The sequence below is a fragment of the Microbacterium sp. HD4P20 genome, from assembly GCF_019449275.2.
Taxonomy (GTDB): Bacteria; Actinomycetota; Actinomycetes; order Actinomycetales; family Microbacteriaceae; genus Microbacterium.
The window spans coordinates 39,840-65,626 of sequence record NZ_JAHZQZ020000022.1 but is presented as its reverse complement, the minus strand read 5'-3'; the positions used below and the strand labels follow the sequence as shown (position 1 = coordinate 65,626).

General features: G+C 70.6%; 24 protein-coding genes and 1 tRNA gene. 16 read left to right on the top strand and 9 right to left on the bottom strand.

The features are described from left to right. Nucleotides 1-20: 20 nt before the first annotated feature. Together K0817_RS16850 and K0817_RS16845 are read right to left on the bottom strand one after the other, a co-directional pair. The gene (locus K0817_RS16850; protein ID WP_219982856.1) at nucleotides 21-1,136 is read right to left on the bottom strand and encodes a substrate-binding domain-containing protein; all 1,116 of its coding nucleotides are present in this window, start codon (nucleotides 1,134-1,136) and stop codon (nucleotides 21-23) included. After that, complete coding sequence (locus K0817_RS16845; RefSeq protein ID WP_253735468.1) at nucleotides 1,133-3,103, bottom strand: heparinase II/III family protein; 1,971 nt, start codon at nucleotides 3,101-3,103, stop codon at nucleotides 1,133-1,135. The genes K0817_RS16850 and K0817_RS16845 overlap by 4 nt, the downstream gene beginning before the upstream one ends. Before the next feature lie 165 nt (nucleotides 3,104-3,268). Between K0817_RS16845 and K0817_RS16840 the strand changes: the two genes are divergently transcribed. The 13 genes from K0817_RS16840 to K0817_RS16780 all read left to right on the top strand — a co-directional run bounded on the left by K0817_RS16840 (nucleotide 3,269) and on the right by K0817_RS16780 (nucleotide 15,648). Then, the gene (locus tag K0817_RS16840; RefSeq protein WP_219982854.1) at nucleotides 3,269-5,266 is read left to right on the top strand and encodes a DUF2264 domain-containing protein; all 1,998 of its coding nucleotides are present in this window, start codon (nucleotides 3,269-3,271) and stop codon (nucleotides 5,264-5,266) included. 49 nt (nucleotides 5,267-5,315) lie between these two features. Next, complete coding sequence (locus K0817_RS16835; protein ID WP_219982853.1) at nucleotides 5,316-6,608, top strand: ABC transporter substrate-binding protein; 1,293 nt, start codon at nucleotides 5,316-5,318, stop codon at nucleotides 6,606-6,608. Between the two features lie 129 nt (nucleotides 6,609-6,737). After that, nucleotides 6,738-7,676, top strand: a complete 939-nt coding sequence (locus tag K0817_RS16830; protein WP_219982852.1) for a carbohydrate ABC transporter permease — start codon at nucleotides 6,738-6,740, stop codon at nucleotides 7,674-7,676. A gap of 119 nt (nucleotides 7,677-7,795) precedes the next feature. Further along, nucleotides 7,796-8,626, top strand: coding sequence for a carbohydrate ABC transporter permease (locus tag K0817_RS16825; RefSeq protein ID WP_253735502.1), 831 nt, complete (start codon nucleotides 7,796-7,798; stop codon nucleotides 8,624-8,626). Between the two features lie 2 nt (nucleotides 8,627-8,628). Next, nucleotides 8,629-9,333 carry a ferredoxin-NADPH reductase gene (locus tag K0817_RS16820; RefSeq protein WP_253735467.1) on the top strand — a complete coding sequence of 235 codons (705 nt, stop codon included), beginning with the start codon at nucleotides 8,629-8,631 and terminating at the stop codon, nucleotides 9,331-9,333. 43 nt (nucleotides 9,334-9,376) lie between these two features. After that, nucleotides 9,377-10,573: a glycoside hydrolase family 88 protein gene (locus tag K0817_RS16815; RefSeq protein WP_219982850.1), complete on the top strand. Its 1,197-nt coding sequence runs from the start codon at nucleotides 9,377-9,379 to the stop codon at nucleotides 10,571-10,573. Further along, on the top strand, nucleotides 10,570-11,466 hold the full coding sequence (locus tag K0817_RS16810; RefSeq protein WP_219982849.1) for a fumarylacetoacetate hydrolase family protein: 897 nt from the start codon (nucleotides 10,570-10,572) through the stop codon (nucleotides 11,464-11,466). Before K0817_RS16815 ends, K0817_RS16810 begins: the two co-directional genes overlap by 4 nt. Beyond that, a complete protein-coding gene (gene kduD, locus K0817_RS16805) occupies nucleotides 11,463-12,227 on the top strand; it encodes a 2-dehydro-3-deoxy-D-gluconate 5-dehydrogenase KduD (protein ID WP_219982848.1) in 765 nt (254 codons plus the stop codon). Before K0817_RS16810 ends, kduD begins: the two co-directional genes overlap by 4 nt. Nucleotides 12,228-12,253: 26 nt before the next feature. Next, nucleotides 12,254-13,108, top strand: coding sequence for a 5-dehydro-4-deoxy-D-glucuronate isomerase (gene kduI / locus K0817_RS16800; RefSeq protein WP_219982847.1), 855 nt, complete (start codon nucleotides 12,254-12,256; stop codon nucleotides 13,106-13,108). A 30-nt stretch (nucleotides 13,109-13,138) separates the two neighbouring features. Continuing rightward, nucleotides 13,139-14,026: a sugar kinase gene (locus K0817_RS16795; protein ID WP_219982846.1), complete on the top strand. Its 888-nt coding sequence runs from the start codon at nucleotides 13,139-13,141 to the stop codon at nucleotides 14,024-14,026. Continuing rightward, complete coding sequence (locus tag K0817_RS16790; RefSeq protein ID WP_219982845.1) at nucleotides 14,026-14,658, top strand: bifunctional 4-hydroxy-2-oxoglutarate aldolase/2-dehydro-3-deoxy-phosphogluconate aldolase; 633 nt, start codon at nucleotides 14,026-14,028, stop codon at nucleotides 14,656-14,658. Before K0817_RS16795 ends, K0817_RS16790 begins: the two co-directional genes overlap by 1 nt. A 55-nt stretch (nucleotides 14,659-14,713) precedes the next feature. Further along, nucleotides 14,714-15,352, top strand: a complete 639-nt coding sequence (locus K0817_RS16785; protein WP_219982844.1) for a DUF6226 family protein — start codon at nucleotides 14,714-14,716, stop codon at nucleotides 15,350-15,352. A gap of 65 nt (nucleotides 15,353-15,417) precedes the next feature. Continuing rightward, nucleotides 15,418-15,648, top strand: a complete 231-nt coding sequence (locus K0817_RS16780) for a hypothetical protein (protein WP_219982843.1) — start codon at nucleotides 15,418-15,420, stop codon at nucleotides 15,646-15,648. A gap of 349 nt (nucleotides 15,649-15,997) precedes the next feature. Here K0817_RS16780 and K0817_RS16775 read toward each other — a convergent pair whose 3' ends face one another. Beyond that, nucleotides 15,998-17,491, bottom strand: a complete 1,494-nt coding sequence (locus K0817_RS16775; RefSeq protein ID WP_219982842.1) for an HNH endonuclease signature motif containing protein — start codon at nucleotides 17,489-17,491, stop codon at nucleotides 15,998-16,000. Between the two features lie 84 nt (nucleotides 17,492-17,575). On the opposite strand from K0817_RS16775, the gene K0817_RS16770 reads away from it, so the two are divergent. Continuing rightward, a complete protein-coding gene (locus K0817_RS16770) occupies nucleotides 17,576-18,019 on the top strand; it encodes an SRPBCC family protein (RefSeq protein WP_219982841.1) in 444 nt (147 codons plus the stop codon). A 38-nt stretch (nucleotides 18,020-18,057) separates the two neighbouring features. Here K0817_RS16770 and K0817_RS16765 read toward each other — a convergent pair whose 3' ends face one another. The 4 genes from K0817_RS16765 to K0817_RS16750 form a co-directional block, all read right to left on the bottom strand. Further along, the gene (locus tag K0817_RS16765; protein WP_219982840.1) at nucleotides 18,058-19,995 is read right to left on the bottom strand and encodes a DapH/DapD/GlmU-related protein; all 1,938 of its coding nucleotides are present in this window, start codon (nucleotides 19,993-19,995) and stop codon (nucleotides 18,058-18,060) included. Continuing rightward, nucleotides 19,995-20,068, bottom strand: a tRNA-Gly gene (locus K0817_RS16760). The genes K0817_RS16765 and K0817_RS16760 overlap by 1 nt, the downstream gene beginning before the upstream one ends. A gap of 124 nt (nucleotides 20,069-20,192) precedes the next feature. Then, nucleotides 20,193-21,539: a hypothetical protein gene (locus tag K0817_RS16755; RefSeq protein ID WP_219982839.1), complete on the bottom strand. Its 1,347-nt coding sequence runs from the start codon at nucleotides 21,537-21,539 to the stop codon at nucleotides 20,193-20,195. Beyond that, nucleotides 21,536-22,294, bottom strand: a complete 759-nt coding sequence (locus K0817_RS16750) for an ABC transporter ATP-binding protein (RefSeq protein WP_219982838.1) — start codon at nucleotides 22,292-22,294, stop codon at nucleotides 21,536-21,538. Before K0817_RS16750 ends, K0817_RS16755 begins: the two co-directional genes overlap by 4 nt. Before the next feature lie 123 nt (nucleotides 22,295-22,417). On the opposite strand from K0817_RS16750, the gene K0817_RS16745 reads away from it, so the two are divergent. Together K0817_RS16745 and K0817_RS16740 are read left to right on the top strand one after the other, a co-directional pair. Beyond that, nucleotides 22,418-23,698, top strand: coding sequence for a histidine kinase (locus tag K0817_RS16745; protein WP_219982837.1), 1,281 nt, complete (start codon nucleotides 22,418-22,420; stop codon nucleotides 23,696-23,698). Then, nucleotides 23,676-24,353, top strand: a complete 678-nt coding sequence (locus K0817_RS16740; protein ID WP_219982836.1) for a response regulator transcription factor — start codon at nucleotides 23,676-23,678, stop codon at nucleotides 24,351-24,353. The genes K0817_RS16745 and K0817_RS16740 overlap by 23 nt, the downstream gene beginning before the upstream one ends. Nucleotides 24,354-24,377: 24 nt before the next feature. Here K0817_RS16740 and K0817_RS16735 read toward each other — a convergent pair whose 3' ends face one another. Together K0817_RS16735 and K0817_RS16730 are read right to left on the bottom strand one after the other, a co-directional pair. Then, nucleotides 24,378-25,124, bottom strand: a complete 747-nt coding sequence (locus tag K0817_RS16735; RefSeq protein ID WP_253735466.1) for an SDR family NAD(P)-dependent oxidoreductase — start codon at nucleotides 25,122-25,124, stop codon at nucleotides 24,378-24,380. 63 nt (nucleotides 25,125-25,187) lie between these two features. Then, nucleotides 25,188-25,781 (bottom strand): LacI family DNA-binding transcriptional regulator, encoded by a 594-nt coding sequence (locus K0817_RS16730; RefSeq protein WP_219982834.1) that lies wholly within the window; start codon nucleotides 25,779-25,781, stop codon nucleotides 25,188-25,190. Nucleotides 25,782-25,787 lie beyond the last annotated feature (6 nt).

The following is a 25,787-nucleotide window of genomic DNA, read 5'->3' as shown; positions in this document are numbered from 1 at the left end:
CGCCCATGAAGTGGGGTGGGTCAGGCGCCGCGGGGCGGGGCGGTCGAGCCGCGCACGTTCAGCCGCGGGCTCAGCACGACCCGGTGGACCGGCCGGCCGGGATCGTCCAGGCGGCGCGCGATGAGGTCGACGGCGGCCTGACCGACGCTCGCGCGCGGCGGGCTCACGGCGGTGAGGGCCGGCGTGAACAGCTCGGCGACCTCGTCGTCGTAGGCGATGACCGACAGATCGCCCGGCACCGAGATGCCGCGGTTGAGGGCCAGGTCGACGAAGGCCATGGCCTCGGGGTCGGAGTGCACGACGATCGCAGTGACCGAGTTCACCAGCGCCGAGTCGAGCGTCGCATCGACGACGGCCGAGAAGTCGGGGCTCGTGCGCGGGGGCAGCACCGACTCGAAGTGGTCGCTCGGCGTGAGGCCCAGCTCGGCGCACGCGGCCTCCCAGCCCGCCGTGATCTTGCGTGACGTGGGCGAGTTGCGCGAGATGATGAGCGCCACGCGGCGATGCCCGAGCGCCGCCAGATGCCGGGCGGCCAGCACTGCGCCCAGGGCGTGGTCGGTCGTGACCGACTCGACCGGTGCCCCGTCGGGCAGCAGCACCGCCTCGCGCTCGACGAGCACGCTGGGCAGACCCGTCTCGGCCATCCACTGCACCACGTCCTGCGCGTGCGGGGTGTCGGTGTTGGGGGCGACCACCAGGCCCCGCACGTTGTCGCTGTGCACGAGCCGGTCGAGCACGGGCCGCTCATCCTGCAGTTCGTACGACGCGCCACGCAGCACGACGTCCATGCCGATGCGCCGGGCCTCGGCTTCGGCGCCGCGCACGACGCCCGGCCAGTAGTAGTTCAGCGACGGCACGAGCAGCGCGATCGAGCCGGTGCGGGTCGCCAGCAGCGGATGCCTCGACCCGCCGTCGCCGGCATGCGCCGGCGCCTCGGCCGCCGGCACCGCCCCGCCGTGCACGCGCACCAGCAGGCCCTCACGCTCCATCTGCGCGAGATCGCGGCGCAGGGTGACGGGCGCCACGCCGAGTTCGTCCATCAGCTGAGCCACCCGCACCGCGCCGTCGCGCTCGAGGGCCGTCAGGACGTGCGCACGCCGCTCCGCGGCGAGCAGCGCCGGGTTCTGGTCGGTCATCGGGCGTCCTCCGCGTTCGTCTGGTCCAGTTCTACCGTGACCACGACGTGGTCGCGCGTCGTCACGTCGAGGTCGAGCCGTGTCAACTGCGGCCCCCACACGTGCGAGAGCATCGGGTCGTCGAGCTCTCGCACCACGAGCTCGGCGCGGATGCCGGTGGGCCACGTGATGCGCACCGACGACGCGCCGTCGAGGGGTGTGACCACGACGGATGCCTCGTCCTGGCGCACCTCGCCGGCCAGCAGCATCCGGATCCACGTCCGCTTTCCGTCCGCCGAGCCGCCGGACGGCCACGCGTCCTCGATCGTCACGCGGCCGCTGACGCGGTCCAGCCTCACGGTGCGCCGCCACGGCGCGGCCACGCCGGGATAGGCGCGCGACAGGTCCAGCGACAGTGAGGTCGCGGCATCCGACACGAACGCCTCGACACCGGATGCCGCGAACTCGGCGCCCGCGCGTTGCTCGACGCCGCCGATGACCGGCACGTTGTGCCAGCCGCTCTGCATCGTCCAGATGGCGTACCGATCCGGGCCGAAGGTCTGCAGGGTGTACGTGGGCCGCCCGGCGTCGACGATCACGGGCACCCCGTCGCTGGCGACGACGAACGAGCCGACGTCGTTGTGGTTGTGGTGCTCGTCGTTGTGTCCGCCTTTCGCGGCGAGCGTCAGACCTGCGGCCGACCCGGCGCGGCTCCGCGTCACGAGCACCTGGGTCGATGCCAGCCACACGTCGCGAGGGAGCGGTGAGTGGTCCGTCGCGGCGCCGACCCATTCGGGGTCGGTGATGCCGCGCAAGAGGCGTCCGAGGCCCTCGGTCTCGGTCGCGGCGGGCTCGCCGGCATCGCGGTGGGCGGCGGCGTGGGCCGCGGCATCCGGATCTCCCACCGCACGTGCCGCGCGATGCAGGGCGTGCCACGGCTGCGCGGCGGGCGGACGGGCCTGGCCGTCGGCGAGGTTGAGGTACCAGTCGCGGGCGAGATGCATGCGGTGCGGAAAGGCGACGGTTTCGTGCAGCGCGGGGATCGCAGCGGCATCGAGCACGCCGCCGGTCGCGTGGCGCAGGATGTCGAGAGCCTCGAGCGCCCGGCAAGCCCCGTTCCACCAGTACGCGTACCCCTCGTCGATCGCGCCGTCGGGCGGGAGCGCGGTGACGTACCGGTCGATCCCCTCGACCGCGAGCGCCACGATCCGCCCGCGGTCGGCGGCATCGGCCGGGTCGTCGAGCAGTCGCAGTGCGGCGACCAGCACGTTGCCGTGGATCCACGGGTTCCAGTTGTGCACGTCGCCGTCGAGTCCGAGCCAGTGCCAGTCGCGGCGCCGGGTGAACGGCTCGAAGACGCGCACGCGTGCTTCGTGCCGGATGCGGGACCGGATGCCGGGATACCGGGCCTCGAGCTTCTCGCCGAGGAGGTGGTCGATCCAGGCCAGCTGGCCCACGACCTCGCCGGCGCCCAGGTCGAGGTACGGGTCGGTCACCACGGGCAGCACCGACCCGTGCGCGCGCGGCGCGTCGTCGTGCGCCGGCCAGCACCACGAGCTCTGCTCGCACAGCAGCCACACCCCGTCGAGCACAGCGCCCAGCTCCGCGGGCCCGAGGGTGTGGGCCGCGGCGAGGGCGGCGCGCGAGAGGCGCCGCTGGCGCTCGAACGCGACGGACTCCCAGCCCACGCGGTCGCCGTCGTCGTGCACGCGTGCGGCGGCGGTCGCGAGCGGAACGGGCCACGGGGCGGTCCGGTCGGCTTCGGCTCGGCGGAGGATCTCGGCGATGGCGATCGGATCGGCGCTGCCGCCGCGACCCCACACCGTGCGGTCGCCGGCCGGGGCGACGGGGAGAGCCTGATCGGGCGCGGCCAGCAGCGCCCCGAGTGCGGATTCGAAGCCGTCGGCATCAGCGCCCGCCTGCGCGCGGTACCGCGCCGCCAGCACACCGTCGAAGACGGGAGCGGGCCTCGGGACCGTTGTCGTCACAGCTTCTCCTCGTCGATTCGCCGATATCGATCGCAAGGTAAAGCGATCAGAAACGATCATAACGAATCCGAATCAGCCTTGCAATGACCGAAACGGATTGCTACGCTCCCAAACGGTCGCCCTTCTGATGCGCAATCGGGACGGTGACGTATCGAAGGAGATTCCGTGACGATCGAGCAGCCGGCAGCAGCAGCGGTGCATTCCGCCGTGGGCGCCGACTGGTCGCGTGCGCAGTGGGTCGCCTACGCCGACCGCTTGCTCGACACCGCGCGATCCTACGCGTCACCCGGCCACGCCCGCATCACCTTTCCGGGAGAAGAGGGCGGCTACGGCCGCGCCGTCGACGGGTTGGAGGGCTTCGCCCGCACCTTCCTGCTCGCGGGCTTCCGCCTGGTCGGCGACCGGGGCGAAGGCCTCGACGAGCTCGCCGACTTCTACCGTCGCGGCGTGACGACGGGTGTGGACCCGGATGCCCCGGACCGCTGGGTGCGCCTGGACGAGCACGCCCAGGCCAAGGTCGAGGCGGCCTCGCTCGCGCTCGTGCTCGACATGACCCGCCCATGGATCTGGGACCGCCTCGACGCCCTCACGCAACAGCGGGTCATCGAGTACCTCGCCCCCGTCGTGGGTGACTCGACCTATCCCAAGACGAACTGGCTGTGGTTCCGCATCGTGGTGCAGACGTTCCTCCGCTCCGTCGGCGGACCGTGGTCGGCGAAGGACGTCGCCGACGATCTGGCACTGCACGACTCCCTGGCCCGGGAGGACGGCTGGATCTCGGACGGGCCCGAGCGCTCGTACGACCACTACGTCGGATGGGCACTGCACGTCTACCCGGTGCTGTGGTCGCGCATGCAGGGCGCCGAAGAGCTCGCGGGTGGCCGCACCGCCGCCGACGTCGCGCGGCTCGACCGATTCCTGCAGGACGCGGTCGCCCTCATCGGCGCCGACGGGTCGCCGCTCCTGCAGGGCCGCAGCCTCATCTACCGGTTCGCGGCGGCAGCACCCTTCTGGGTCGGTGCGATCGCCGAGGTTCCCTCGGTGCCGGTCGGCCAGCTTCGCCGCGCGGCGAACGCCGTGGTCGCGCACTTCGCCGATCACGACGTGCCGGGGGCCGACGGCGTCCTCACGATGGGCTGGCACCACGAATGGCGCGAACTCGCGCAGTCGTACTCCGGACCCGGGTCACCGTACTGGGCGGTCAAGGGACTCCTCGGTGTGGCCCTTCCCGCCGACCACCCGGTGTGGTCGGCGCCGTCCGAGCCGCTGCCGGTGGAAGCAGCCGATCAGCTGCGTGTCGTGCGCGCCGCCGGCTGGGTGGTCTCGGCCACGCGCGAAGACGGCATCGTGCGCGTCGTCAACCACGGCACCGACAAGGCGGCCGCGGGTGCCCTCGTCGGCGATTCGCCGCTGTACGCGCGCATCGGCTACTCCACGGCCACCGCCCCGCTCGCGAACGAACGTGCGTGGGAGGAGCCGCTCGAGCAGTCCGTCGCACTCGTCGATGCCGCCGGCCGGGCGACCCATCGTGCCGCGATGGAACTCCTCGACGTGCGCGAGCAAGACGACGAGCACGGCCGACTCGGCATCGCGGTGTCGCGGTCCCACGCCCACTGGCTGACGTCGCGCCCCTCGCCGCACCGTCACGGCTCCGGCCTGAGCGGCGACATCGAACTCGCCGGCGTCCTCACCGTGCACTCCCTGGCCCGCGGGCCTTGGGAGGTGCGCCTGGCGCGTGTCGAATCGCTCGAGCCCGGCGTCTCGGCCGACGCCCTGCGCCTCCGCGTCGGCGGCTGGGCTCTGGCAGGCAGCACGGTCGAGACCTCGACACCGGATGCCTCGGCCGTGGCCGTCGCGGCGGGCCTGCGCAGCGGCATCCGTCCCCTTCTCGGCCAGGGCGACGCGCGCGTCGAGCTGCGCCGCGACGCCAGCCCGCTCGGTGCCGAGGCGGCCGTACCCGTCCTCGAGTACCCGGTCGTCGAGGGCGCGTGGATCGCGACCCTCGTCGAGCTCACCGCCGCGCCGCGCCCCGACACGGCCGCAGCCGCCGTCGCCCTGAGCGCCGACGGACCCCAGACCACCGTCTCGGTCACCTGGCCGGACGGGACGGCGACCACGAGTCGCCTCGCACACCCCGGCGAAGCGCCCGGCGCGATCCGGTAACCCCGAAGGGCCCGATGACGGGTCCGGCAATCACAAAGGAGTACCCCCCATGAAGCGCAAGTTCGCAGCCGCGGCCGGCGTCGCCGTCGTGGCGACGCTCTCGCTCGCCGCCTGCAGCGGCGGCTCCGAGACCCCGGCAGAGGAGTCGGGTCCGGTCACGCTCACCCTCTCGGGCTGGAGTCTCGACACCACCCCCGAGTTCCAGGCCCTGGCCGACGCGTTCCACGAAGAGAACCCCGACGTCACGATCGAGCTCAAGGGCTACGACCCGGCCGAGTACAACACGCTGATCACCGCCGACCTCGCCGCGGGTTCGGGCCCCGACATCATCACGCAGAAGGAGGTCAAGTTCGTCTCGACCTTCGTCGAGGGCGGCCAGCTCCTCGACGTGTCCGATGTCGAGCTGCCCGACGACATCAGCGGCGCGGCGTCGTACGAGGTCGACGGTGCGGCCTACGCGGTGCCCTACCGCAACGACTCGTGGGTCCTGTACTACAACAAGGACCTGTTCGACCAGGCCGGCGTCGAGCACCCGGACGGCTCGTGGACGTGGGACGACTACAGCGAGGCGGCCGCAGCGCTGACCGAGGGACTCGCCGCGTCCGGCGCCAAGGGCGCCTACCTGCACCGCTGGCAGTCGACGGTGCAGGGCTTCGCCAGCGCGCAGTCCGACACCGACGTCCTCACCGGCGACTACGAGTACATGGAGCCGTTCTACGAGAACGTGCTGGCACTGCAGACCGCCGGCGACCAGGTCGACTTCAACACCTCCAGCGCCAACCAGCTCACCTACCAGGGCGAGTTCGGCACGCAGAAGGCCGCCATGCTGCCCATGGGCACGTGGTACGTCGCGACGCTCATCGCGCAGCAGGCCTCGGGCGATGCTGACGACTTCGAGTGGGGCATCGCGCCGATCCCGCAGTCCGACGAGTCCACCGCCGGACTGGACAACACCCCGGTGACCTTCGGCGACCCGACCGGCTTCGGCATCAACGCCGGCATCGACGAGTCCAAGGTGCAGGCCGCCAAGGACTTCCTGGCCTTCGCCGCTGGCGAAGAGGGCGCGCAGATCCTCGCCGGCATCGGCATCACGCCCGCGCTGCTGAGCGACGCGGTCGTCGAGACCTACTTCGCTGTGGACGGCGCCCCCGCCGACGACCTGTCGAAGTTCGCGTACTCGACGCACGAGGTGTTCCCCGAGAACCCGACCTCGAGCAAGACGGCTGCGATCCAGGGCATCCTGAACGACATGCACACCGCGATCATGTCGGGCTCGGCTCCCGTCGCCGACGCGATCACCGAGGCGCAGGAGCGCGTCGCCAACGAGGTCGGCCTGGACTGACCCCGGGTCGCCTCGCGACCACGCGGGCGACGCTTCGTCGACCGCCGCCCCGCGGCGGGCTCAGGACCCGAACCTGAGCCCGCCGCCGGGGTACCCCCAACGTCTTCCCCATCCACCCGGAGGTCCGCCATGGCGACCATCACCGCGACCGAGACGGGCGCCGCGCCCCCGTCGGTGCCGCCGCGCCGCCGGCGCTCGAAGCTGCGGCTGCGCAACACCCTCATCGGGTGGAGCTTCATCCTTCCGAACTTCATCGGGTTCGGCGTGCTCACCCTCGTCCCGATCATCGTGCTGTTCTATATGGCGTTCACGAACTGGAACGTCTTCGGGCAGGCGGACTGGATCGGACTGGCGAACTTCGAGCGCTTGATCGGCGACGGCAGCTTCCGCATCTCGGTCGTCAACACCTTGTACTACTCGGTGCTGCACATCCCGCTGACGATCGTCGTCTCGCTCGGGCTCGCGCTGCTGCTGAACAACAAGCTGCGGGGCGTGGCGTTCTTCCGCACCGCGGCGTTCTTCCCCTACATCACCTCCATCGTGGCGATCGCGGTGGTGTGGAACCTGCTCTTCAGCCCCGAGTACGGTCCGATCAACGAGTTCCTCCGGTTCATCGGCATCCAGAACCCGCCAGGCTGGCTCACCTCGCCGGAGTGGGCGATGCCCGCCGTCGTCATCGTCGGCACGTGGCGCGACATGGGCTACTACATGATCCTGTTCCTCGCCGGGTTGCAGACCGTGCCGCGCGAGCTGCACGAAGCCGCCCGCGTCGACGGCGCCAGCGTGTGGCAGCGGTTCGTCAACGTGACCCTGCCGTGCCTTCGGCCGACGATGTTCTTCGTCACCGTCATGCTCACGATCAACTCGTTCAAGATCTTCGACCTCATCCTCGTCATGACCGATGGCGGCCCCGGGCAGTCCACGCTCGTGCTGTCGCAGTTCATCTACCGCAAGGGCTTCGAAGAGAGCCAGTTCGGCTACGCCTCGGCGGCGGCCGTCGCCCTGTTCTTCATGTGCATCATCGTGACGATCCTGCAGTTCCTGTGGAACAAGAAGCGGAGCATCTGATGACCGGCACGACTCAGTCAGACCTGCGGACCGTCGCGATCGTGGCTCCGCGGGCGCCGCGACGGGGCCTGCGCAAGCTGGCCGGTGGTGGCGACCCCCGCCCCGTCGACACCGAGAAGATGACGCCGGCGCGCCGCGTCGGTCGCATCGCGATGTACCTCGCCCTCATCGTGTTCGCGATCGGCCTGCTCACACCGTTCGCCTGGATGGTGATGAGCTCGCTCAAGACCGCGAACGAGGTGTTCTCGGTGCCGGTGCAGTGGTTCCCCGAGACGTTCGTGTGGCAGAACTACATCGACATCTGGACGCAGTCCGACATGCTGACGTGGATCCGCAACACGCTGTTCCTCGCGGTCGTCGTCACATTCCTGCAGGTGCTCACCGGCTCCTTCGCCGCCTACGGCTTCGCCAAGATGCGCTTCCGCGGCCGCGACGTCCTGTTCCTGCTCTACGTCGGCACGATCGCGGTGCCGTGGCAGTCGTACATGATCCCGCAGTTCATCCTGCTGTCGAACTTCAAGGTGTCGAACACCCTGTGGGCGATCATCCTGCTGCAGGCCTTCGGGGCGTTCGGCGTCTTCCTCATGAAGCAGTTCTACGAGACGATCCCCGAAGAGCTCTCCGAGGCGGCGCGCCTGGACGGACTCAGCGAGTACGGGATCTGGCGCCGGATCATGCTGCCGCTGTCGATCCCCGCGCTCGCGAGCCTCACGCTGTTGACGTTCGTCACGACGTGGAACGACTACCTCGGGCCGCTCATCTACCTGCGCAACCCCGACCTGTGGACGATCCAGCTGGGCCTCAAGAGCTTCGTCTCCAACCTCTTCGACACCAACTACGCGCTGCTGTTCGCGGGCCTGACGATCTCGGTGATCCCGATCGCGATCATCTTCCTGCTGGGGCAGAAGTACTTCGTCGAGGGCATCGCAACGAGTGGTCTGAAGGGCTGATCGTGAAGCGACTGAACGGTCTGGTCTCGCACGAGACATGGGCATCCCTCATCGGGATGCTCTACCTCGGCCTCATCACGAACCTCCTGCTGCTGCTGACCTCGCTCCCGCTCGTGGTGCTGCTGGCGACGACCGACCCGGCGCGGTCGTGGCCGCTCCTGGCGGTCGCCGCGCCGCTGGCCGCGCCCGGGCTGGCCGCCGCATTCCGGGCCTTCCGCGAGCACGCCGACGCGGGGCGGGGCGAGGGCGGGCTCGGTCCGGTCCGCGCCTTCGGTGCGGGGCTTCGCGACACGTGGCGCGGCGCCCTCCTGATCGGCGCGGGGGTCACAGTGTTCGTCGTGGTGCTGCTGGTGGACGTCCGGATGCTGTCGGCCACGCCGGCGGCGGTGTTCACGGTGCCGCTCCTCGCGGTCCTGGCGGTGCTCGCCCTCGCCGTGGGCCTCCTCGCGCTCGTCGCGATCGCCGAGGTGCCGACCGCGCGCCTGCGCGACGTGCTACGCGCCAGTGCGTATCTCGGACTGCGGCGGTGGTACCTCACGGCCATCTCGCTCGCGGCGCTCGCCGTGCAGGCCGCGGTGTTCGCGGCAGCACCGGCGATCGGACTCGGGCTCACGGCATCCGCTGTCCTCTATCTCGCCTGGACCAACACGCGCTACACGCTGCGCCCGGTCCTCGACCTCGATCTCGATGAGACCGTCCGCGCCTGATCCGGCGCTCGTCTCGTCTTCTCTCTACGAAGGATTCCCTCTCATGACGTCCACCTCGCCCGTGCAGGGCACCAGCGCGGCAGCATCCTCGCGCGAGACCGACGCTGCGATCGCCGCGGCCGTCGCGACCGTCCGCCGCAACATCGAGACCTTCGGCGGGAGCTTTCCCGGCGACACGACGGTGGACGACCGGTACGAGCTGCGCCCCGCGGAAGGCGGGATCGGCGAAGGCGGCAACCGCGGCTGGACCACGAGCTTCCGCACCGGCATGCTGTGGCTCGCGTGGGAGCTGACCGGCGACGCGGCACTCCACGATGCGGCCCTCGGCGACGCGCGCGACTTCGAGCGCCGTGTGCGCGAGGGTGAAGACCTCGACACCCACGACCTCGGATTCCTGTACACGCTCTCGACGGTCGCGGCCTGGCGCCTGACCGGCGACGAGGCGGCGCGGTCGGCGTCGCTGCTGGCCGCCGACCACCTGATGCGACGCTTCCTCGAGCCCGCGGGCATCATCCAGGCGTGGGGCGACCTCTCCGACCCGGCGCAGCGTGGGCGCACGATCATCGACAGCCTCATGAACATGCCGTTGCTGACATGGGCCGGTGAGCAGAGCGGCGAAGGGCGCTTCACCGACGCGGTCCGCCGGCACACCGCTCAGCTGCGCGAGCACATCATGCGCGAGGACGACTCGACGTTCCACACCTTCTACTGGAACGCCGAGACGGGCGAGCCGCTGCGCGGCGCGACCGAGCAGGGCGCGTTCGACGAGTCGTGCTGGGCCCGCGGCCAGGCGTGGGGGATCTACGGCTTCGCGATGAACTACGCGGTCGTCGGTGACGACCGCCTGCTCGAGGCATCCCGTCGCTGTGCGGACTACTTCTTGCGGCACCTGCCCGCCGACGACGTGCCCTTCTGGGATCTCGTCTACACCGACGGCAGCGACGCGCCACGTGACAGTTCGGCCGCGGCGATCGCGGTGTGCGGGCTGCTGGAGCTGGCGAAGGTCGAGTCGGATGCCGCGCGCGCGGCCGAATGGACTGCTCGGGCGCACGCGATCCTGGCGTCGCTGATCGCGAACTACACGCCGGCGGCGCCCGAGGACTCGGATGCCCTGCTGCTGCACAGCGTCTACGACCTGCCCAAGGACAACGGCGTGGACGAGGGCACCCTGTGGGGTGACTACTTCTACCTGGAGGCACTCATGCGGGTGGCACGCCCCGACTGGAGGAAGTACTGGTGAGGCTGGTCACCTACGCCACGGGCGACGGCGCGCGGCCCGGTGCCGTCGTGGCGGCAGTCGGCCGCGACCGGCTGCTCGACCTCGGCCACGTGGCCGGGTCTGTGACCGCGCTGCTGTCGGATGCCGCAGCCCTGGCGTCCGCGCGCGCGGCGGTGGCGGCATCCGACCCGTCCTCGCTGCCCGCGCTGGACCCGGCGGCACTGCTGGCCCCGGTGGCGCCGGGCAAGATGCTGTGCCTCGGGTACAACTACCGCGGTCACGTGCCCGACGGTGCCGAGCCCGAGGCCGAGCCGGAGTATCCGGATGTCTTCGTGAAGACGCCGAACACCTTCGCAGGGCCGAACGATCCCGTCGCGATCCCACCGGGCGCGACCGACGTGGACTACGAGGGCGAGGTCGCCGTCGTGATCGGGCGGCGCGCGCAGCGGGTCGCGATCGACGACGCCCTCGACCACGTCGCCGGATACACGATCCTCAACGACGTGTCGGATCGGGCGTGGCAGCGCCGCCAGAGTCAGTGGGCGCTGGGCAAGTGCTCCGACGGCTTCGCGCCGATCGGTCCGTGGATCATCACGGCCGATGACGTGCCCGACCCGCAGGACCTGCTGGTCGAGGTCGTGCGCGATGGGGCGGTGACCGTTTCGCAGTCGACGTCGACCACGATCTTCAGTGTCGCGTTCGTCATCCACCATCTGAGCCAGGTGCTGACACTCGAGCCCGGCGACATCGTCTCGACAGGCACGCCGCAGAAGCTCCCCGCCGCACAGGAGGCGCACCGCCCGCTTGCTGCCGGCGATGCCGTCACGGTGCGCATCTCGGGGATCGGCGAGCTCACCACCCGCTTCACAGCCCCTTTCGTCACCGCCGCACGCGACCAGGAGGCCGCCGCATGATCCTCGATTCCTTCCGGCTCGACGGAAAGGTCGCGCTCGTCACCGGCACCAGCCGCGGGCTCGGTCAGGCGGCCGCGGTCGCCCTCGCGGAGGCGGGGGCCGACGTCGCCCTGCTCGACCGCGGCGATGCATCCGAGACCGCCGAGCTCGTCGCCGCGACGGGCCGGCGCGTGCTCCGCCTGCAGCGCGATCTCGTCAGCGCCACGCCCGAACAGCTGGGCTCGGCCGTCGACGAGGTCATCGGCGAGCTCGGCGGACTCGACATCCTGGTCAACAACGCCGGCACGATCCGCCGAGCGCCGGCCGCCGAGTTCCCGCTCCAGGACTGGGACGACGTGCTCGCCGTCAACCTCGATGCCGTCTTCCACCTGTCGCAGGCTGCGGGCCGTCACATGCTGGCCCAGGGCGGCGGACGCATCATCAACGTGGCCTCGATGCTGTCGTTCCAGGGTGGCATTCTCGTTCCGGCATACACCGCGTCCAAGCACGCCGTCGCGGGCCTGACCAAGGCGCTGGCGAACGAATGGGCAGCGGGCGGCGTCACCGTCAACGCCATCGCGCCGGGCTACATGGCAACCGACAACACCGCGCCCCTGCGCGCGGACGAAGACCGTGCCGCGTCGATCCTCAGCCGCATTCCGGCCGGTCGCTGGGGCGAGGCATCCGATCTGCAGGGAGCCTTCGTCTTCCTCGCCTCGGACGCCGCCGCCTATCTCACCGGCGCCGTCATCCCCGTCGACGGCGGCTGGCTCGTCCGCTGACCGACCGAAACCACAGGAGAGACATCGTGACAGACACCCACATCCCGCAGCGCTACGCCACCAACCCCGCCCAGATTCCAGGAATGACCACGGCGGAGCTGCGGGCGACGTACCTCATCTCCGACGTCTTCGTGCCCGGTGAGATCCGGCTCACCTACACGCACCACGACCGCATCGTGCTCGGCGGCGCGGTCCCCGCGGGAGCCGAGCTGTCCCTCGGCGGATACCCCGAGATCCGCAGCGACTACTTCCTCGAGCACCGCGAGGTGGGCATCGTCAACGTCGGCGGCACCGGCACCGTCACCGCGGATGGCGAGGTCTACACGCTCGTCACGGGAGCGTGCCTGTATCTCGGCCGGGGCATCCGTTCCGTGTCGTTCGCGGACGCGTCACCTGCCGAGGGCGAAAGCGGTGCGCAGTTCTACCTGTTCTCGGCGCCGGCTCACACCGCCTACCCCGCGGCGCTGGTCTCGCCCGGCGAGGGGACGGTGCGCGAGCTGGGCGACCAGGTGACCTCGAACCGCCGCACGCTGAACCAGTACATCCACGAGAACGGCGTCAAGAGCTGCCAGATCGTCATGGGCGTCACGCAGTTGCACCCCGGGTCGATGTGGAACACCATGCCCGCCCACACCCACGACCGCCGCACCGAGTGCTACCTGTACTTCGACCTGCCCGAAGAGGCGCGTGTGGTGCACCTCATGGGCGAGCGCGAAGAGACCCGTCACCTGCTGGTGGCCGACCGGCAGGCGGTCATCTCGCCGTCGTGGTCGCTGCACTCCGGAGTAGGCACCGCGGCGTACTCGTTCGTGTGGGCGATGGCCGGCGAGAACCAGGCGTTCGACGACATGGATGCCGCCCCCGTCACCGACCTCCGGTGACGGATGACGCGGCCTGAGTACGCTGGCAGGATGCCCCCGACGCTGCTCGCCATTGGCGAGACGATGGCGATGGTCACGCCGGCCGTCGCCGTCTCCGCCGCCGACGCCGACACGTTCCTGCTGGATGCGGGTGGGGCTGAGTCCAACGTCGCGGCGCACGTGGCGGCCCTCGGTCACCGCGCCGTGTGGTTCAGCCGCCTCGGCGCGGATGCGCTCGGGCGCCGGATCGTACGGCAGCTGACCGAGCGCGGCGTCGACGTCTCGCGCGTCGTGCTCGACGACGCCCACCCGACCGGCTTGTACGTCAAGGACCCCGGGCGCGGCGTGCTGTACTACCGGCGAGGCTCGGCGGCGTCGCGCCTGTCGGAGGCCGACGCCGAGGCGGTGTCGTTCGAGGGCGTGGATCTGCTGCACGTGTCGGGCATCACGGCCGCGATCTCGGCGTCGGCGGCGGCGTTCCTGTCGCGAGTGATCGCGCGGGCGCGCGTGCATGGCGTGACGGTGTCGTTCGACGTGAACCACCGTGCACCGCTGTGGGATGCCGCGACGGCTGCGCCCGCGCTCCTCGAGCTCGCGCGCAGCGCCGACATCGTGCTGGTCGGCCGCGATGAGGCGCAGACGCTGTGGGGAACGGATGCCGCCGCCGACGTGCGTGCGCTGCTCCCCGAGGTCGCGGAACTCGTGGTCAAAGACGGCGATGTCGGCGCGACGGCGTTCGTCGGCGCGGACGAGGTGTTCGAGCCGGCGCTCGTGGTCGAGGTCGTCGAGGCGGTCGGCGCCGGCGACGCGTTCGCCGGCGGGTATCTCGCCGGGCGCCTGTCGGGTGACGCGATCGCCGAGCGGCTGCGCGCCGGCCACGCACGCGCGGCGCGCACGTTGCGGACGACCAAGGATTCTGTGGACGAAGGAGACGACTGATGACGACGACCGACGATGGCGATTGGTTCGAGACCGCGTTCGCGGGGGCGCCGCTCATGGCGATCCTGCGGGGGATGGGGGTTGAGCGCACCCTCGCCCTGGCTGAGACCGCGTGGGATCTGGGCATCGACTCGGTCGAGGTGCCGCTGCAGACCGAGGAGGACGAGCGCGCACTGCGCGAGCTGGTCGAGCGAGGGGCGGCGCGTGGCAAGAGCGTCGGAGCCGGCACGATCATCTCGCCCGAACAGGTCGCGGTCGCCGGTGATGCCGGAGCCGCGTATCTGGTGTCGCCGGGTATCGATGCGGCGGTCGTGCGTGCGGCGCAGGATGCCGGCATCCCGATCCTTCCCGGTGTCGCGACGCCCAGCGAGGTGCAGCTCGCGGTCTCGCTGGGGCTGACGTGGCTCAAGGCCTTCCCCGCGACGTGGCTCGGCAGCGGATGGTTCAAGCACATCCGTGGCCCTTTCCCGCAGGTGAAGTTCGTCGCGACCGGCGGGCTCGACGCGTCCAATGTCGAGGAGTTCCTCGATGCCGGCGTGCGCGTCGCGGCGGTCGGCTCGGCACTCGAGGACTCGTCGCAGCTCGAGCGACTGGCGGCCCTGCTGAAGGAGCGCGCTGCGGCGACGGGCTGATCCGCCGCGGTAACCGGCTGGTCGGTGCGGATGCCGGTGGCGCTACGGTTGCGGAATGGCCGAGTACGTGCGCCCCGCGATTGCGGCGCCTCCGTTCCTCGACGACGAGGGGCGTCCGTACGGTGACCGCCGGGCGGACGTGTCTCCGCCGGAGGACTGGTATTCGGTCGTCAGCCATCCCGAGAGATTCGCGCCCCTGCATACGGTCGGGGATTACCTCATCGAGTGGTTGGTCGACGAGTTCGACGCGGTGACGGAGGAGTCTCCGGAGGTCGCGGGTGACTTCTTGTCCGTGCCGCCGGACGCCGTCCGAGCCGTGCGGGTGACCCCTGGTGACGAGGTCGCCGCGCCGCTCACGTTCGTCTTCACGTCGTTTCCCGGCATCCACCTGCATGCCGGCTTCCTCTTCGAGGACCGGTACCCGTCGTGCGGCTGCGACGCGTGCGACGAGGAGTGGGAGAGCACCGCGACGGAGCTCGAACGTGCTGTGGGTGCCGTGGTCGGCGGTGGGTTCTCGGAAGGGTTCGCGCCGGGTGCCGAGCTTCCGGTGTCGTTCCGTCTCGAGCGTCCGGACGGATGGCGCGGTGGCTCCAGCCGCGCCGACGCGTACCCGGCGGAGCTGCTCGCGCGGGTCGGACCGCTGCTGACGCCGTCGCGGGCGTGGGCTCCGTGGCCGCGCCGTGTCGGCCGGTGACGCTCCGCCGGGCGGTCGCGGGACCAAGCCTTCCCTTGGTGCGCCGCGTTCGGAAGAGTGGGGGCATGCGATATTGGCCGTCAGTCCTGCTGCTGTGCGGCAGCGGTGTCGCCGGTGCCGTATCGATCTGGCTGTTCGTGCTGGCGAACGAGAGTACCGGCGGCTTCATGCTCGCCGGCGTCGGCCTCGGATTTCTCGCGTTCGTGGGCGCGGCGTTCGCCGTCGGCCGTCTCCGGCGGATTCGGAGCTTGACCCCTGAGGCGATCATCGGCGTGCAGGCTCCCTCGTCGGACTGACGCGGCGACAGCACTGCGCGCCGGCCGGGCACGGGCACCCGGGTGGGGAGCAGTTGTGCGCGCCGGGGCCGGTTGTGCAGGTCGGCCCATACCAGCAGAACCAACCCGGCACCCGAACGCGGGCGCGGTTGTGCGTGCTGACTGAAACCGGAACCACACCCGGGCGGGGGCGTGGCCGTATGCCCTGGCCCGAACCGGCACCCGAACGCGGGCGCGGTGTGCGCGCTGACTGAAACCGGAACCGACACCCGGGCGGGGGCGTGGCCGTATGCCCTGGCCCAAACTGGCACCCGAACGCGGGCGCGGTTGTGCGTGCGGGACCAACCCGGCACCCGAGCGCGGGCGCGGTTCAGGCGACTTCGAAGCGGCGAGGCGACTTCGACGTGAGCAGCGTCGGCTCGCCGACTTCACCCGTTGCCGGGTCGGGTGGTGGATGCAACCAGTAGCCGTCGGCGCCCGACATGGGATCTCGTGTTCGTGTGATCCGCCATCCCTGGTTATGCAGTCGGAGGTGGCAGTTGCGGCACAGGGGAACGCCGTCGTCGACATCGGTGCGGCCGTGATGCTCCCACCAGTGGTCGATGTGGTGGTACTCGCACTGCGAAATGGGCGCCCCGCAGGCAGGCCAGACGCAGCCGCCGTCACGGGTCGCGATCGCGACCCGTTGCTTGCGGGTGAACAGCCGAAGCTCGCGCCCGACATCGAGAGGACGCCCTTCCGCACCCCACAGGACGGGAACGGCGCCGGCGTCGCAGAGCCGCGCTTCGACCACGCCGGCTGGGAGCGCCTGGCCGCCGTCCTCGAGGTGTCCGACGCCGGTGATCCGCATTGCTCCCCGTGAGCCCGCGTCGGAGATCGCGCCGCCTTCGAGGACGATGCGCACACCCGGCTGCCGATCACCGAACGCCTGCTGCGGATCGGCGGAGGCTCCCGTGCGGAGTACCGCGACGATCGTGTCGTACTGCACCTGTTCGTTGGTGCGCTCGTCCGCCTCGGCCGCACGCGCGATCTCGTCGGCGTCCGCGCCGACGAACCTGGGCCCGCGACGGGGACGCAGAGCTGCCTGCAGGAGAGCGTCCACGAAAGCCCCCGCCTCGTCGTCGAAGACGAAGCGGCCGTGCTTCTGCCCGCTCTCATCGGTCCACGTGCGAAACGAACGCCGGGCAAACCGTTCTTCGAAGCGCAACGTGACGCCGACCGGATCGAGCCTGTCCCGGGCGATCCGTGCCTGGTCGCGGAGTTCTTCCACAGGACGCACGGGTGCTTCATTCAGCAGCAGGGCGACCGCTCGCGCCCATGCCTGCTCGAGGAAGCCCGGTTCCAACGCGGGGTACCGTTCGACGGGCGGCTCACCGAGTCCGGTGCGGATCGCGTGGAACTGCGCTTGCGACACGTGACCGCCCACGAGCGCTGCGCGCAGGAGCTGCAGCCAGTCGGCGACCGCCGGTGCCTCCGTGGCCGCGGCATCCGTTCCAGCCACACCACCGGCGTGCTCGCTCACGACGGGGCCGGCGAGCTCTTCGCCCGCCTGCACCGCGCGCGTGACGTCGGCCCGGCCGAGGCCCGTGATCTGCTGCACCAACGCCGTCCCGGTGCGGACGCCCTTCCGCTGCGCGAGTCCGCGGTAGCCCAGGTCGCGCGCCGACCGTCGTGAGACCTCGGCTGACGCCGAGGCCACCACAAGCTCCAGGGCTTTGCGGGTCTCAGTCGCGTCCTCGAGGAGCGCCAACAGCTCTTCGTCGCTCAGGCCGGTGACATCGGGTGCCGCCGCGGCGGCACGATCAGCGACGCGCGCAGCCGCATCCTTCAACCGCTGAGCGGGAGAGGCGGGCGCGAGATCCATAGAACAAAGATACGGATGACCTCCGACATCGAGCCCGGCTCACAGCACAGATCCGTCACGCGAATGGAGTGAGAGGATCGACGGGTGGCATCCGTCTTCCGCATCGTCACCCTGGCCGATCACGAGCCCCAGGCGCTGTTCGACGCCAGCCTCAGCATCGACGCCCATGTGAGGTCGATGGCGGGCTCACGCGAGAAGGCCATCGCCGGTGTCACGTCAGGATCGATCGGGCTCGGCGAGACAGTGACGTGGCGCGCCCGCCATTTCGGCGTGTGGTTCACGATGACGTCGCGGATCAGCGAGCTGCACCGACCGCACCGGTTCGTCGACGAGCAGGCGAGCGGTCCGTTCCGCCTGTTCCGTCACGTTCACGAGTTCGATGCGCACGGCGACGGATGCCGCATGACCGACGAGATCACCGTGGCTTCTCCCGTCTTCGGGGTCGTAGCGGAGAGGCTCGTGCTCGTGCCGTATCTGCGGCGGCTGATCGCCCGGCGCAACGAGCACCTTGTGGGCTCGCTGGGCTAGAGGCGCGCGATGGGCGAGCCGGGCGCCGCTGCCAGGCGTTAGCGCAACGCGCCGGCGGGCTCCGGTCGGTGCACGCCGCGCGGGCGGTACCCGAGCGCGTCCGAGACGCCGGCCAGGTCGGCGAGGTACCACACGATCGCGAGCCACATCTCGGTGCCCTGCAGCCCGGGCTCGGTCTCGGCCAGACCCTGAGTCGCGGCGCTCGGCTCCCGGAAGGCGAACCCGGCGTCTGGCACCCACATCGTCAGTGCATCGGAAAGCAAGCGCGAAGCGAGGTCGCGCACCTCGTCACCGCGATACCCGGTCGCGCGGGTCAGCCACAGGGGATGCGCGATGTCGAGCACGTTGCACGCGTTCCGAGCGCCCGGTGCGAACCAGCGGGGATCGCGGGCGTGACGCAGCACGGTGTCGATGACTCGTTCGGGGTAGGGGAGCGGCATCCCGAACTGTGCGAAGGTGCCCCGCGTCGCGCGATAGAAGCCGTTCACGACGGGGAGCAGTCCTTCGGTCGGGCTCGCCGAACCCCACATGCCGCTCTGCGGGTCGGCGTGGGTGAGCAGCCACCCGAACAGCGCCTCCTCCACACCGGACGGAATCGGATGCCCCGCCCGGCGTGTCCACAGCACCGCGGTGCCGAAGCCGTCGACGTGATGGCCGGCGCCCCACGCGTCGGAGGCCCATGGCAGGCTCTGGCAGAAGTCGATCACGCGTCCGGGAGTCGCAGCGGTCACCCACGTGAGAGGAGCGGGGAATGCCGATCCGAGCAGGTCCAGCGCATATCCCGCGCTGAGCACGTGGTAGGCCACGTCGTCGTTCGAGAAGCCCAGTCCCGCTACCTGTGCGCCCGTGGCGTCGAGGGGCGCGACGGCGCCGGTCGCGGCATCCTGCCACGCGTGCAGCCGCGCGATCTGCACCTCTGCCGACGCCTGCGTCGGGGCGGTGCCGAGGAGGAGATCGGCGATCTCGATCGCATCGCATTGCGCGCGGACCGTGGGTGCAACGCCCGGGCGGTCGGCGAAGAGTCCGAGGTCGTCTCGCCATGCGCGATCGAGGATGACGGATGCCTCGGCCCGGGCACGCTGTGCGAAGGCGGCGGCACGCTCCGCGAGGCCTGGTCCGGTCTCGAGGTTCGCCGCCGGCGTCGCGGTCCGACGTGCGGGCGGAGAAGGTGCGGGCGGAGGAGGCCCCGGCGACTGCGTCGCTGGGGCGGCGTCCTGGAGCTCGTCCATGCCGAGGCTGCGCGAAGTCACCCCGGGCGCGGCAGCGAGCGCGGGCGAGTGCTGCTCGACCGAGTTCACGATCGGACTCGCGGGCGGGGCATCCACGTCGGCGCCTGCGCCATCGCGGTCGCTGTCGATTGCACGCGCAGCGGCCTCGGCGGCGGCATCGGGCGCCACACCGGTGTCTTCGGGCTCGACGCGCCAACGGATGAACCTGGCGGGATTCCCGCCGACGATCGCACCCTCGGGCACGTCCTTTGTGACCACGGCGCTGGCTGCGAGAACCGAATGCGAGCCCACGCGCACGCCGTCGAGGATCACGACGTGCGAGCCGATCCAGACGTCGTCGCCGATGACGATGCCCTGAGAGGTGAGCGGCTGCTGGAAGACGGGCGATCCCGGCTCCATCGAGTGGTTGAAACCGAGGATCGACGTGTGCGCCCCGATGCGCACGCCGTCGCCCACTTCGACCCGGCCGCGGATCACGGTGTACGGATTGATGCTGCAGTCAGCGCCGGCGCGGAGGTCGCCGGTCAGGTAGGCGCCGGCGGCGACATACGTGCGGTCGCCCAGCAGCAGCACGTCGTTGTCGATCGACGCGAGCTCCGATAGGAAGCACTCCGCACCGAACTCGTGGTCGCTCTTGCCCGCCCGTACTGACTGCTGCCATTCGAGCTGCGCTTCACGTGCGTCGTCATCGGCCTCGCGCCAGAAATCCCACGGTGAGAACTCGTGGGCGGCGACTGAGCGGGACATGGAGGGGCTGACGGGAATCGAACCCGCGCTGTCTGCTTGGGAAGCAGAAGTTCTGCCATTGAACTACAGCCCCGCGACCAAAGTCGTGCGGCCGACAGCCGCCGACCGAGGCCGGGTGGCGCCTCGCGAGAGAAGCCACGCGCCAGCATAGCAAGGAGCGCGCTGCGCCAGCGGTTCGGAGTGCTCGAGCTGGACGCTCAGGCCACGGCGAGGCGGACGGCGACCGGCTCCCGCAATCGGACTGCCGCCGGTACGGTCGTCGCCAGCACCGTGAGGCAAAGGCCTACGAGGGCAACCGGCCCCGCGACGCCGATATCAAGCACCGGGACGGCAGTGGTGAAGCGTGCCAGAGCCGTCGCGCTTACGAACGCTGTTGCGACCAGCACGGTCATGGCCAGGACAAGCGCGGTGGTCACGTGGATGAGCGCCTGCAGCAACGCCGATCCGAGGACAGTGGCGTCGCTGGCGCCACCTGCCCGCAGGAGTGCTTGCTCGTGACCCTGGGTCCGGTTGCTCATGAAGACGACGACTGCGGCGCCGACCGCGGCCAGAGCGATCGGCCCACCGCTGATCAGCAGGACCTGAGGAACACTCAGACGGGCGAGCGACTCTCCTCCGGCGTGGAACGAGGCGTTCGTGGTGGCCGCCATGGTGAACAGCCCGCCCACCAGCGCGGTTCCGGCGAACAGCGGTGTGATCGACGCGGTGCTGCGGGACAGGTGGTAACGGGCCTGATGACGGGCGAGGTACCACGACGAAGACATCGAGGCGGGTAGCAGAGCAGTCCAGGCGCGCAAGGTGAGCGGATAGATCGCGGGACCGGCGGCGAGGAGGGGAATCGTCAGATAGACGGGAATGAGCACCGATTGCGACATGTACGACGCACGATCCTGTGCGCCCAGCACTGAAGCCAGACCGAGCGCCGCGCCAAAGGTGACCAGCAGGAGCAGCACCCAGCGCCACCACCGCATGCGCTTGGCGCGCGTCTCGGGCTCACGCAACGCCGCCAGCGGCGACCCGTGACCGGCGCCCCGCGCTGCACGCAAGCCGCCGGCGATCGCGACCGCGGTGGTCAGCGGAATCGTGATCGCGAAGGTGAGCGGCCCGGTGAGGATGTCCATCTCGGCGAAGAGCGAGCCGGACTCGAATCCCGCTCGCACCAGCGGACCGGCAACGACCGGGGTCAGCGCGAAGCCCAGGATGCCGCCGGCGAACCCAGAGGCGGCGAGTTGAGCGAACACCACGCCGGACGCCTGCGCCGGTGCCACGCCCGCAAGCTGCCAGCGTGCGTACGTCGCACGTCCGAGATCCACCGAGAGACGCGCAACCGCACCGACCACGGCGATCCCGCTCGGAACCGCGAAGAGCAGTATGGTGACGGCGAGAGTGCTGTATGCCTCTTGAACATCGCCCCCCTCGCGCAGCCCCGTCTCGAACGCGCTCAGGCCGACACCGCTCGACAGCGCCAGGACGGCACCGAGCAGCACTACTCCGATCCACGCGGCCCACCCGGTCCGCAGCTCCGCAAGCACCAGCCCCCTCATGCCGCACCCCGATCGGGAACGCTGCCGGCGGTTTCCTGCGTCGCGGCCAGTATCTGCGCGGCCGAGGCGCGGCGCAGCACCTCGACCACCGCGCCATCTCGGAGGACCACCGTCCGATCAGCTCTCGCTGCGGCGTCGAGGTCGTGCGTGACCAGCACAACGCTGCGGTCGCCGTGGGCATACTGTCGCAGCAGGTCGAGCACCCGTTCGCCAGCCGCGGTGTCGAGCGCGCCGGTGGGCTCGTCGGCGAAGACCAGGGGCGGCTCCGCGGCGAGAACCCGTGCGATCGCGACGCGCTGCTGCTGGCCTCCAGAGAGTGCGCCGGGACGCTTCCGCTCGTGGCCGGTCATGCCGACCGCGGCCAACGCCGAAGCGGTGTCGGGGCGACGCCTGCGGGCGAGCCGCGACGGGAGCGCGACGTTCTCCTGCACGTTCAGAGAGGGGATGAGGTTGTAGCTCTGGAAGACGAAACCGATGCTGTCTCGGCGAAGTCGCGCCAGGCGGGCATGCGAGGCGTGGTCGATTCGCTCTCGGCCGATCGTGATCGCTCCGGCATCGGCGCGCTCGAGTCCGGCGAGGCAGTAGAGCAATGTCGACTTTCCGGAACCGCTGGGACCCACGATGCTCACCATCTCACCGGGGGCGACGTCGATGTCGATGCCGCGGAGCACGTCCACGCGCGCACCGCCTTCAAGCGCGAAGCTCTTTGCAACGGCGCGGGCGGAGAGGGCAGCGCCGGGAAGAAGATCTGTCATGGCCCGATTCCAGCCGCTTCGAGCAGGATCCGCAGCGGAGTGCGCGAGACAAGGACGGTAGCGTCAGCGCTACTTCTCGCGGGCGTCGCCCCGCCGGGAGGCTCGCGTGCGTAGTGTGAGCGGATGCGAGCGTCGACGGTCTGGCAGGCGCTCATGTTGCCACCGTGGCGACTGTGGGCGTCGCGGTGGCCATGGGCCGCGCTGGTCTACGTGCTGACGAGCGCGCTGTTGTCGCTCGCTCTGGTCCCTGTCCTCCTGCTCACTCTGATTGCGCTCCCGTTGTGGGCGATCCTGGTGGGTGCGCTGGACCGGACCCGGCTCCGGCTCCTCGGCGTGGCGAAGCTCAGCAGCGGCCATGTGCGTGTTCCGCACGGCGAGCGGCGCCACTGGTTGGGCATCCGCCTCACCGAGCGCGCCACGTGGCGCGAGACATCGTCGATGATCGGCGGCCTCGCCTTCGGCGCGGCAGCGCTGGTCGCCGTCTTCACCCAGGCGATCACGGCGATCGTGCTCGTGGTCCTGCCCTTCCAGGCCCGCGTGCGCGAGATCGATGTGAGCGTCTTCGCCGACATTCGAATGAGGCTCGGCCCGGACGACTGGTGGTTGCCACTCCTGCTGTTGCCGGTCTTCCTCGCCCTTGCCGCCTACGTGAACGCGGGACTCGCCGCAGCGCAGGGCGCGTTCGCCCGTTGGCTCCTCGCTCCCCGTACCCGCGAGATCGATGCGCGCGTCGCCCAGCTCACCCGCTCCCGCGCGGCGATCGTGGCGGCACACGCGAGCGAACGTCGCCGTATCGAAAGAGACCTGCACGACGGCGTGCAGCAGGAACTCGTCGGCATCGCCGCGCGACTCGGGATCCTCGAGATCGAGCTGGCCGCAGGCGACGTGGATGCGGCGCGCGGGGCGCTGACTCGGGCGCAGGATCAGACCGACCGCGCGCTGGGGGCGCTCCGCGAGACCGTGCGCGGCATCCACCCCGCGGTCCTCACCGACCACGGTCTCGCCGCCGCGCTGGACGAGCTCCCGGGCCGCGCTGCCCTGCCCGTTCGCATCGAAGGCGTGAGAATCCCCAGGCTCCGGCCAGACGCCGAAGCCGCGGCGTACTTCTTCGTCGCCGAGGCTGTGACCAACGCCGCCAAGCACACCACCGCGGATCGCGTGATCGTCCGCGGGGACGCCGTCGACGACGGCTGGATCGTCTCGGTGGCGGACAACGGACACGGCGGCGCAGACCCGGAGCGGGGCACGGGCCTGCGAGGGATCATCGAGCGTGCCGAAGCGCTGGATGCCGCGGTGCACGTGCGGAGTCCCGCCGGCGGTCCCACCGAGATCTCGCTGCACCTGCCTGGCAGGCTGCGACAGCAAGGAGAGGGGGCGAGCGATGCGGATACTGCTCGCCGATGATGCGACGCTCCTCCGAGAGGCACTCGTCGCGCTGCTCGAGAGGCTCGGACACGATGTCGTGGCCGTGGCCTCCTCGGCGACGGAACTCCTGGACGCCCATGCCGCGCTCGTTCCCGCGCCCGATCTCGTTGTGACCGACGTGCGCATGCCTCCGAACGGAACGGATGACGGGTTGCGCGCTGCCCTCGCGATCCGCACAGGAACCCCGCAGCAGCCCGTCCTCGTGCTCTCGCAGTACCTGGCCGACCGTTACGCTCGCGACCTGCTCACCCTGCCCGAGGGTGGCGTGGGGTATCTCCTCAAGGACCGGGTCAACCGCGTGTCCGACTTCGACCGCGCGCTCCGCTCGGTCGCGGCCGGCGGCACGGTCATCGATCCCGAGGTCGCACGGCATCTCATGCGGGCACGGGAACCCGGTCCTCTGGCGTCTCTCTCAGCGCGCGAGCGAGAGGTTCTCGGTCTGATGGCCGAGGGTGCATCGAACCGCGAGGTCGCATCTCGGCTGTTCCTGAGCGAGGCTGCGGTGCGAAAGCATGTCGGCAACATCTTCGGCGGTCTGGGGCTCCAGCCCGCAGACGAGAACCGCCGGGTGCGTGCGATCCTCGTCTTCCTCCAGGACGAGGCCCGTCGAGTCGATGAAACGCACCTCGAGTAGGACGTGACCCCCACGGGCCCGGGCTCAGGCGCTTTCCGGATCGGGTCCGAGGACGGCTCGACCGCCGTCCACGGGGATCACCGCGCCCGTGATGAATCCTGACTCGGGAGACAGCAGGAAGGCGACCGCTCGCGCGACATCCTGCGGTTCTCCGACGTGCCCCAGCGGGTGCAGCGCGGCCATCCGGTCGTCGGTTCCAGGGTGCTCGCGCCGGTACTCCTCGTAGCGGTCAGTCGTGATCGAGCCGAGAGCGACAGCATTCACTCGGATGCCCCGCGGCCCGTGATCGACGGCGGCCGCGCGGGTGAGCCCTTCGACGGCGGCCTTCGCTGTGGCGTACGGCAGCGCTCCGCGGACCGGACGCTGCGCCTGGTGCGACGAGACGTTGACGATCGACCCGGCCCGAGAGTGGGCCAGAAAGTGCTGCACCGCGGTGTGGCATCCCACCACCGCGAGGTTGAGATTCACGCCGATGAGTGCGCTGACCTCCTCTGCGGTCGCGGTGGCGAGACTCGCATCGCGGAACACGGCAGCGTTGTTCACCCATCCGGTGAGAGGCGCGTAGCTCTCCGCGAGTTCCGCTGCCGCCCGCGCGGCTCCCGGGTCGCCGGCGTCGCCTCCTACGTGGTGCACGCGGGAGTCCGCGTCCTGTGGCGGCGGCGACGGGTCCAGATTGACGACCGTGTTCCCGATCGAGACCAGGTGCTCTGCGATCGCCTGTCCCACGCCACCGCTGGCTCCGGTGACGACGAAGGAGAAGGACGTGCTCATGCGGCCGGTCTCACTGCGCGCGGTAGGCATCTCCCTATTCTTCTCCGCGCCGGCGGTAAGCGATCAATACCGCGCGGCCGCCGCAGAGGCCTTCCGGAGCGGCTGCGTGGAGAGGGTGCGCTCGGCCAGCGCCGGAAGAGCGGAACGGGCGATCTCGCGCGCCTCCGGGCGCGCGGTGTGTGGACGGCGCGTGTCGTCGATGAGCGCGACGACCCCGCCGTGCACCCGGAACTGCTCCAGTTCCCGCGAAACCAGATCCCCGGCGATCTCCTCGCCGACGGCGACGAGGAAGATCGCGCGTGGCCGCTGCCCGCGCAGCCTGCGGATGATCGCCGCGGCCCGTTCATCGCCGGGAGGCCACACGGTCACCGAAGCGGCGTACCCCAGGTCCTCGGCCACGGAATGCGCTTCGGCGGCCGCGCGCATCACATACTCATCCGTCAAGGACGGCACCACGATGGCGACCGTGGTCGACGATCGTCGTGCCGTGGCCTGGGCCCGCAGATCTACGGAGTAGCCCAAGCGCGCGGCCGCCTCTCGCACGAGTTCGGCGTGCTGTGGACGCACCCGTCGGGTGGATCCGTTCAGCACGCGGGAAGCCGTCGCCTCCGATACGCCCGCAGCGCGCGCCACGTCCGAGAGTCTGACCTCGGTCATGTGTCG

What these genes read in the sequence shown, in the direction of transcription:
- K0817_RS16795 (WP_219982846.1), top strand. Translation starts at nt 13,139, where the DNA reads ATGCCCCCGACGCTGCTCGCCATTGGCGAGACGATGGCGATGGTCACG.
- K0817_RS16830 (WP_219982852.1), top strand. Translation starts at nt 6,738, where the DNA reads ATGGCGACCATCACCGCGACCGAGACGGGCGCCGCGCCCCCGTCGGTG.
- K0817_RS16750 (WP_219982838.1), bottom strand. Translation starts at nt 22,294, where the DNA reads ATGACAGATCTTCTTCCCGGCGCTGCCCTCTCCGCCCGCGCCGTTGCA.
- kduD (WP_219982848.1), top strand. Translation starts at nt 11,463, where the DNA reads ATGATCCTCGATTCCTTCCGGCTCGACGGAAAGGTCGCGCTCGTCACC.
- K0817_RS16790 (WP_219982845.1), top strand. Translation starts at nt 14,026, where the DNA reads ATGACGACGACCGACGATGGCGATTGGTTCGAGACCGCGTTCGCGGGG.
- K0817_RS16730 (WP_219982834.1), bottom strand. Translation starts at nt 25,781, where the DNA reads ATGACCGAGGTCAGACTCTCGGACGTGGCGCGCGCTGCGGGCGTATCG.
- K0817_RS16825 (WP_253735502.1), top strand. Translation starts at nt 7,796, where the DNA reads ATGACGCCGGCGCGCCGCGTCGGTCGCATCGCGATGTACCTCGCCCTC.
- K0817_RS16740 (WP_219982836.1), top strand. Translation starts at nt 23,676, where the DNA reads ATGCGGATACTGCTCGCCGATGATGCGACGCTCCTCCGAGAGGCACTC.
- K0817_RS16745 (WP_219982837.1), top strand. Translation starts at nt 22,418, where the DNA reads ATGCGAGCGTCGACGGTCTGGCAGGCGCTCATGTTGCCACCGTGGCGA.
- K0817_RS16775 (WP_219982842.1), bottom strand. Translation starts at nt 17,491, where the DNA reads ATGGATCTCGCGCCCGCCTCTCCCGCTCAGCGGTTGAAGGATGCGGCT.
- K0817_RS16780 (WP_219982843.1), top strand. Translation starts at nt 15,418, where the DNA reads ATGCGATATTGGCCGTCAGTCCTGCTGCTGTGCGGCAGCGGTGTCGCC.
- K0817_RS16850 (WP_219982856.1), bottom strand. Translation starts at nt 1,136, where the DNA reads ATGACCGACCAGAACCCGGCGCTGCTCGCCGCGGAGCGGCGTGCGCAC.
- K0817_RS16755 (WP_219982839.1), bottom strand. Translation starts at nt 21,539, where the DNA reads ATGAGGGGGCTGGTGCTTGCGGAGCTGCGGACCGGGTGGGCCGCGTGG.
- K0817_RS16735 (WP_253735466.1), bottom strand. Translation starts at nt 25,124, where the DNA reads ATGAGCACGTCCTTCTCCTTCGTCGTCACCGGAGCCAGCGGTGGCGTG.
- K0817_RS16765 (WP_219982840.1), bottom strand. Translation starts at nt 19,995, where the DNA reads ATGTCCCGCTCAGTCGCCGCCCACGAGTTCTCACCGTGGGATTTCTGG.
- K0817_RS16835 (WP_219982853.1), top strand. Translation starts at nt 5,316, where the DNA reads ATGAAGCGCAAGTTCGCAGCCGCGGCCGGCGTCGCCGTCGTGGCGACG.
- K0817_RS16785 (WP_219982844.1), top strand. Translation starts at nt 14,714, where the DNA reads ATGGCCGAGTACGTGCGCCCCGCGATTGCGGCGCCTCCGTTCCTCGAC.
- K0817_RS16815 (WP_219982850.1), top strand. Translation starts at nt 9,377, where the DNA reads ATGACGTCCACCTCGCCCGTGCAGGGCACCAGCGCGGCAGCATCCTCG.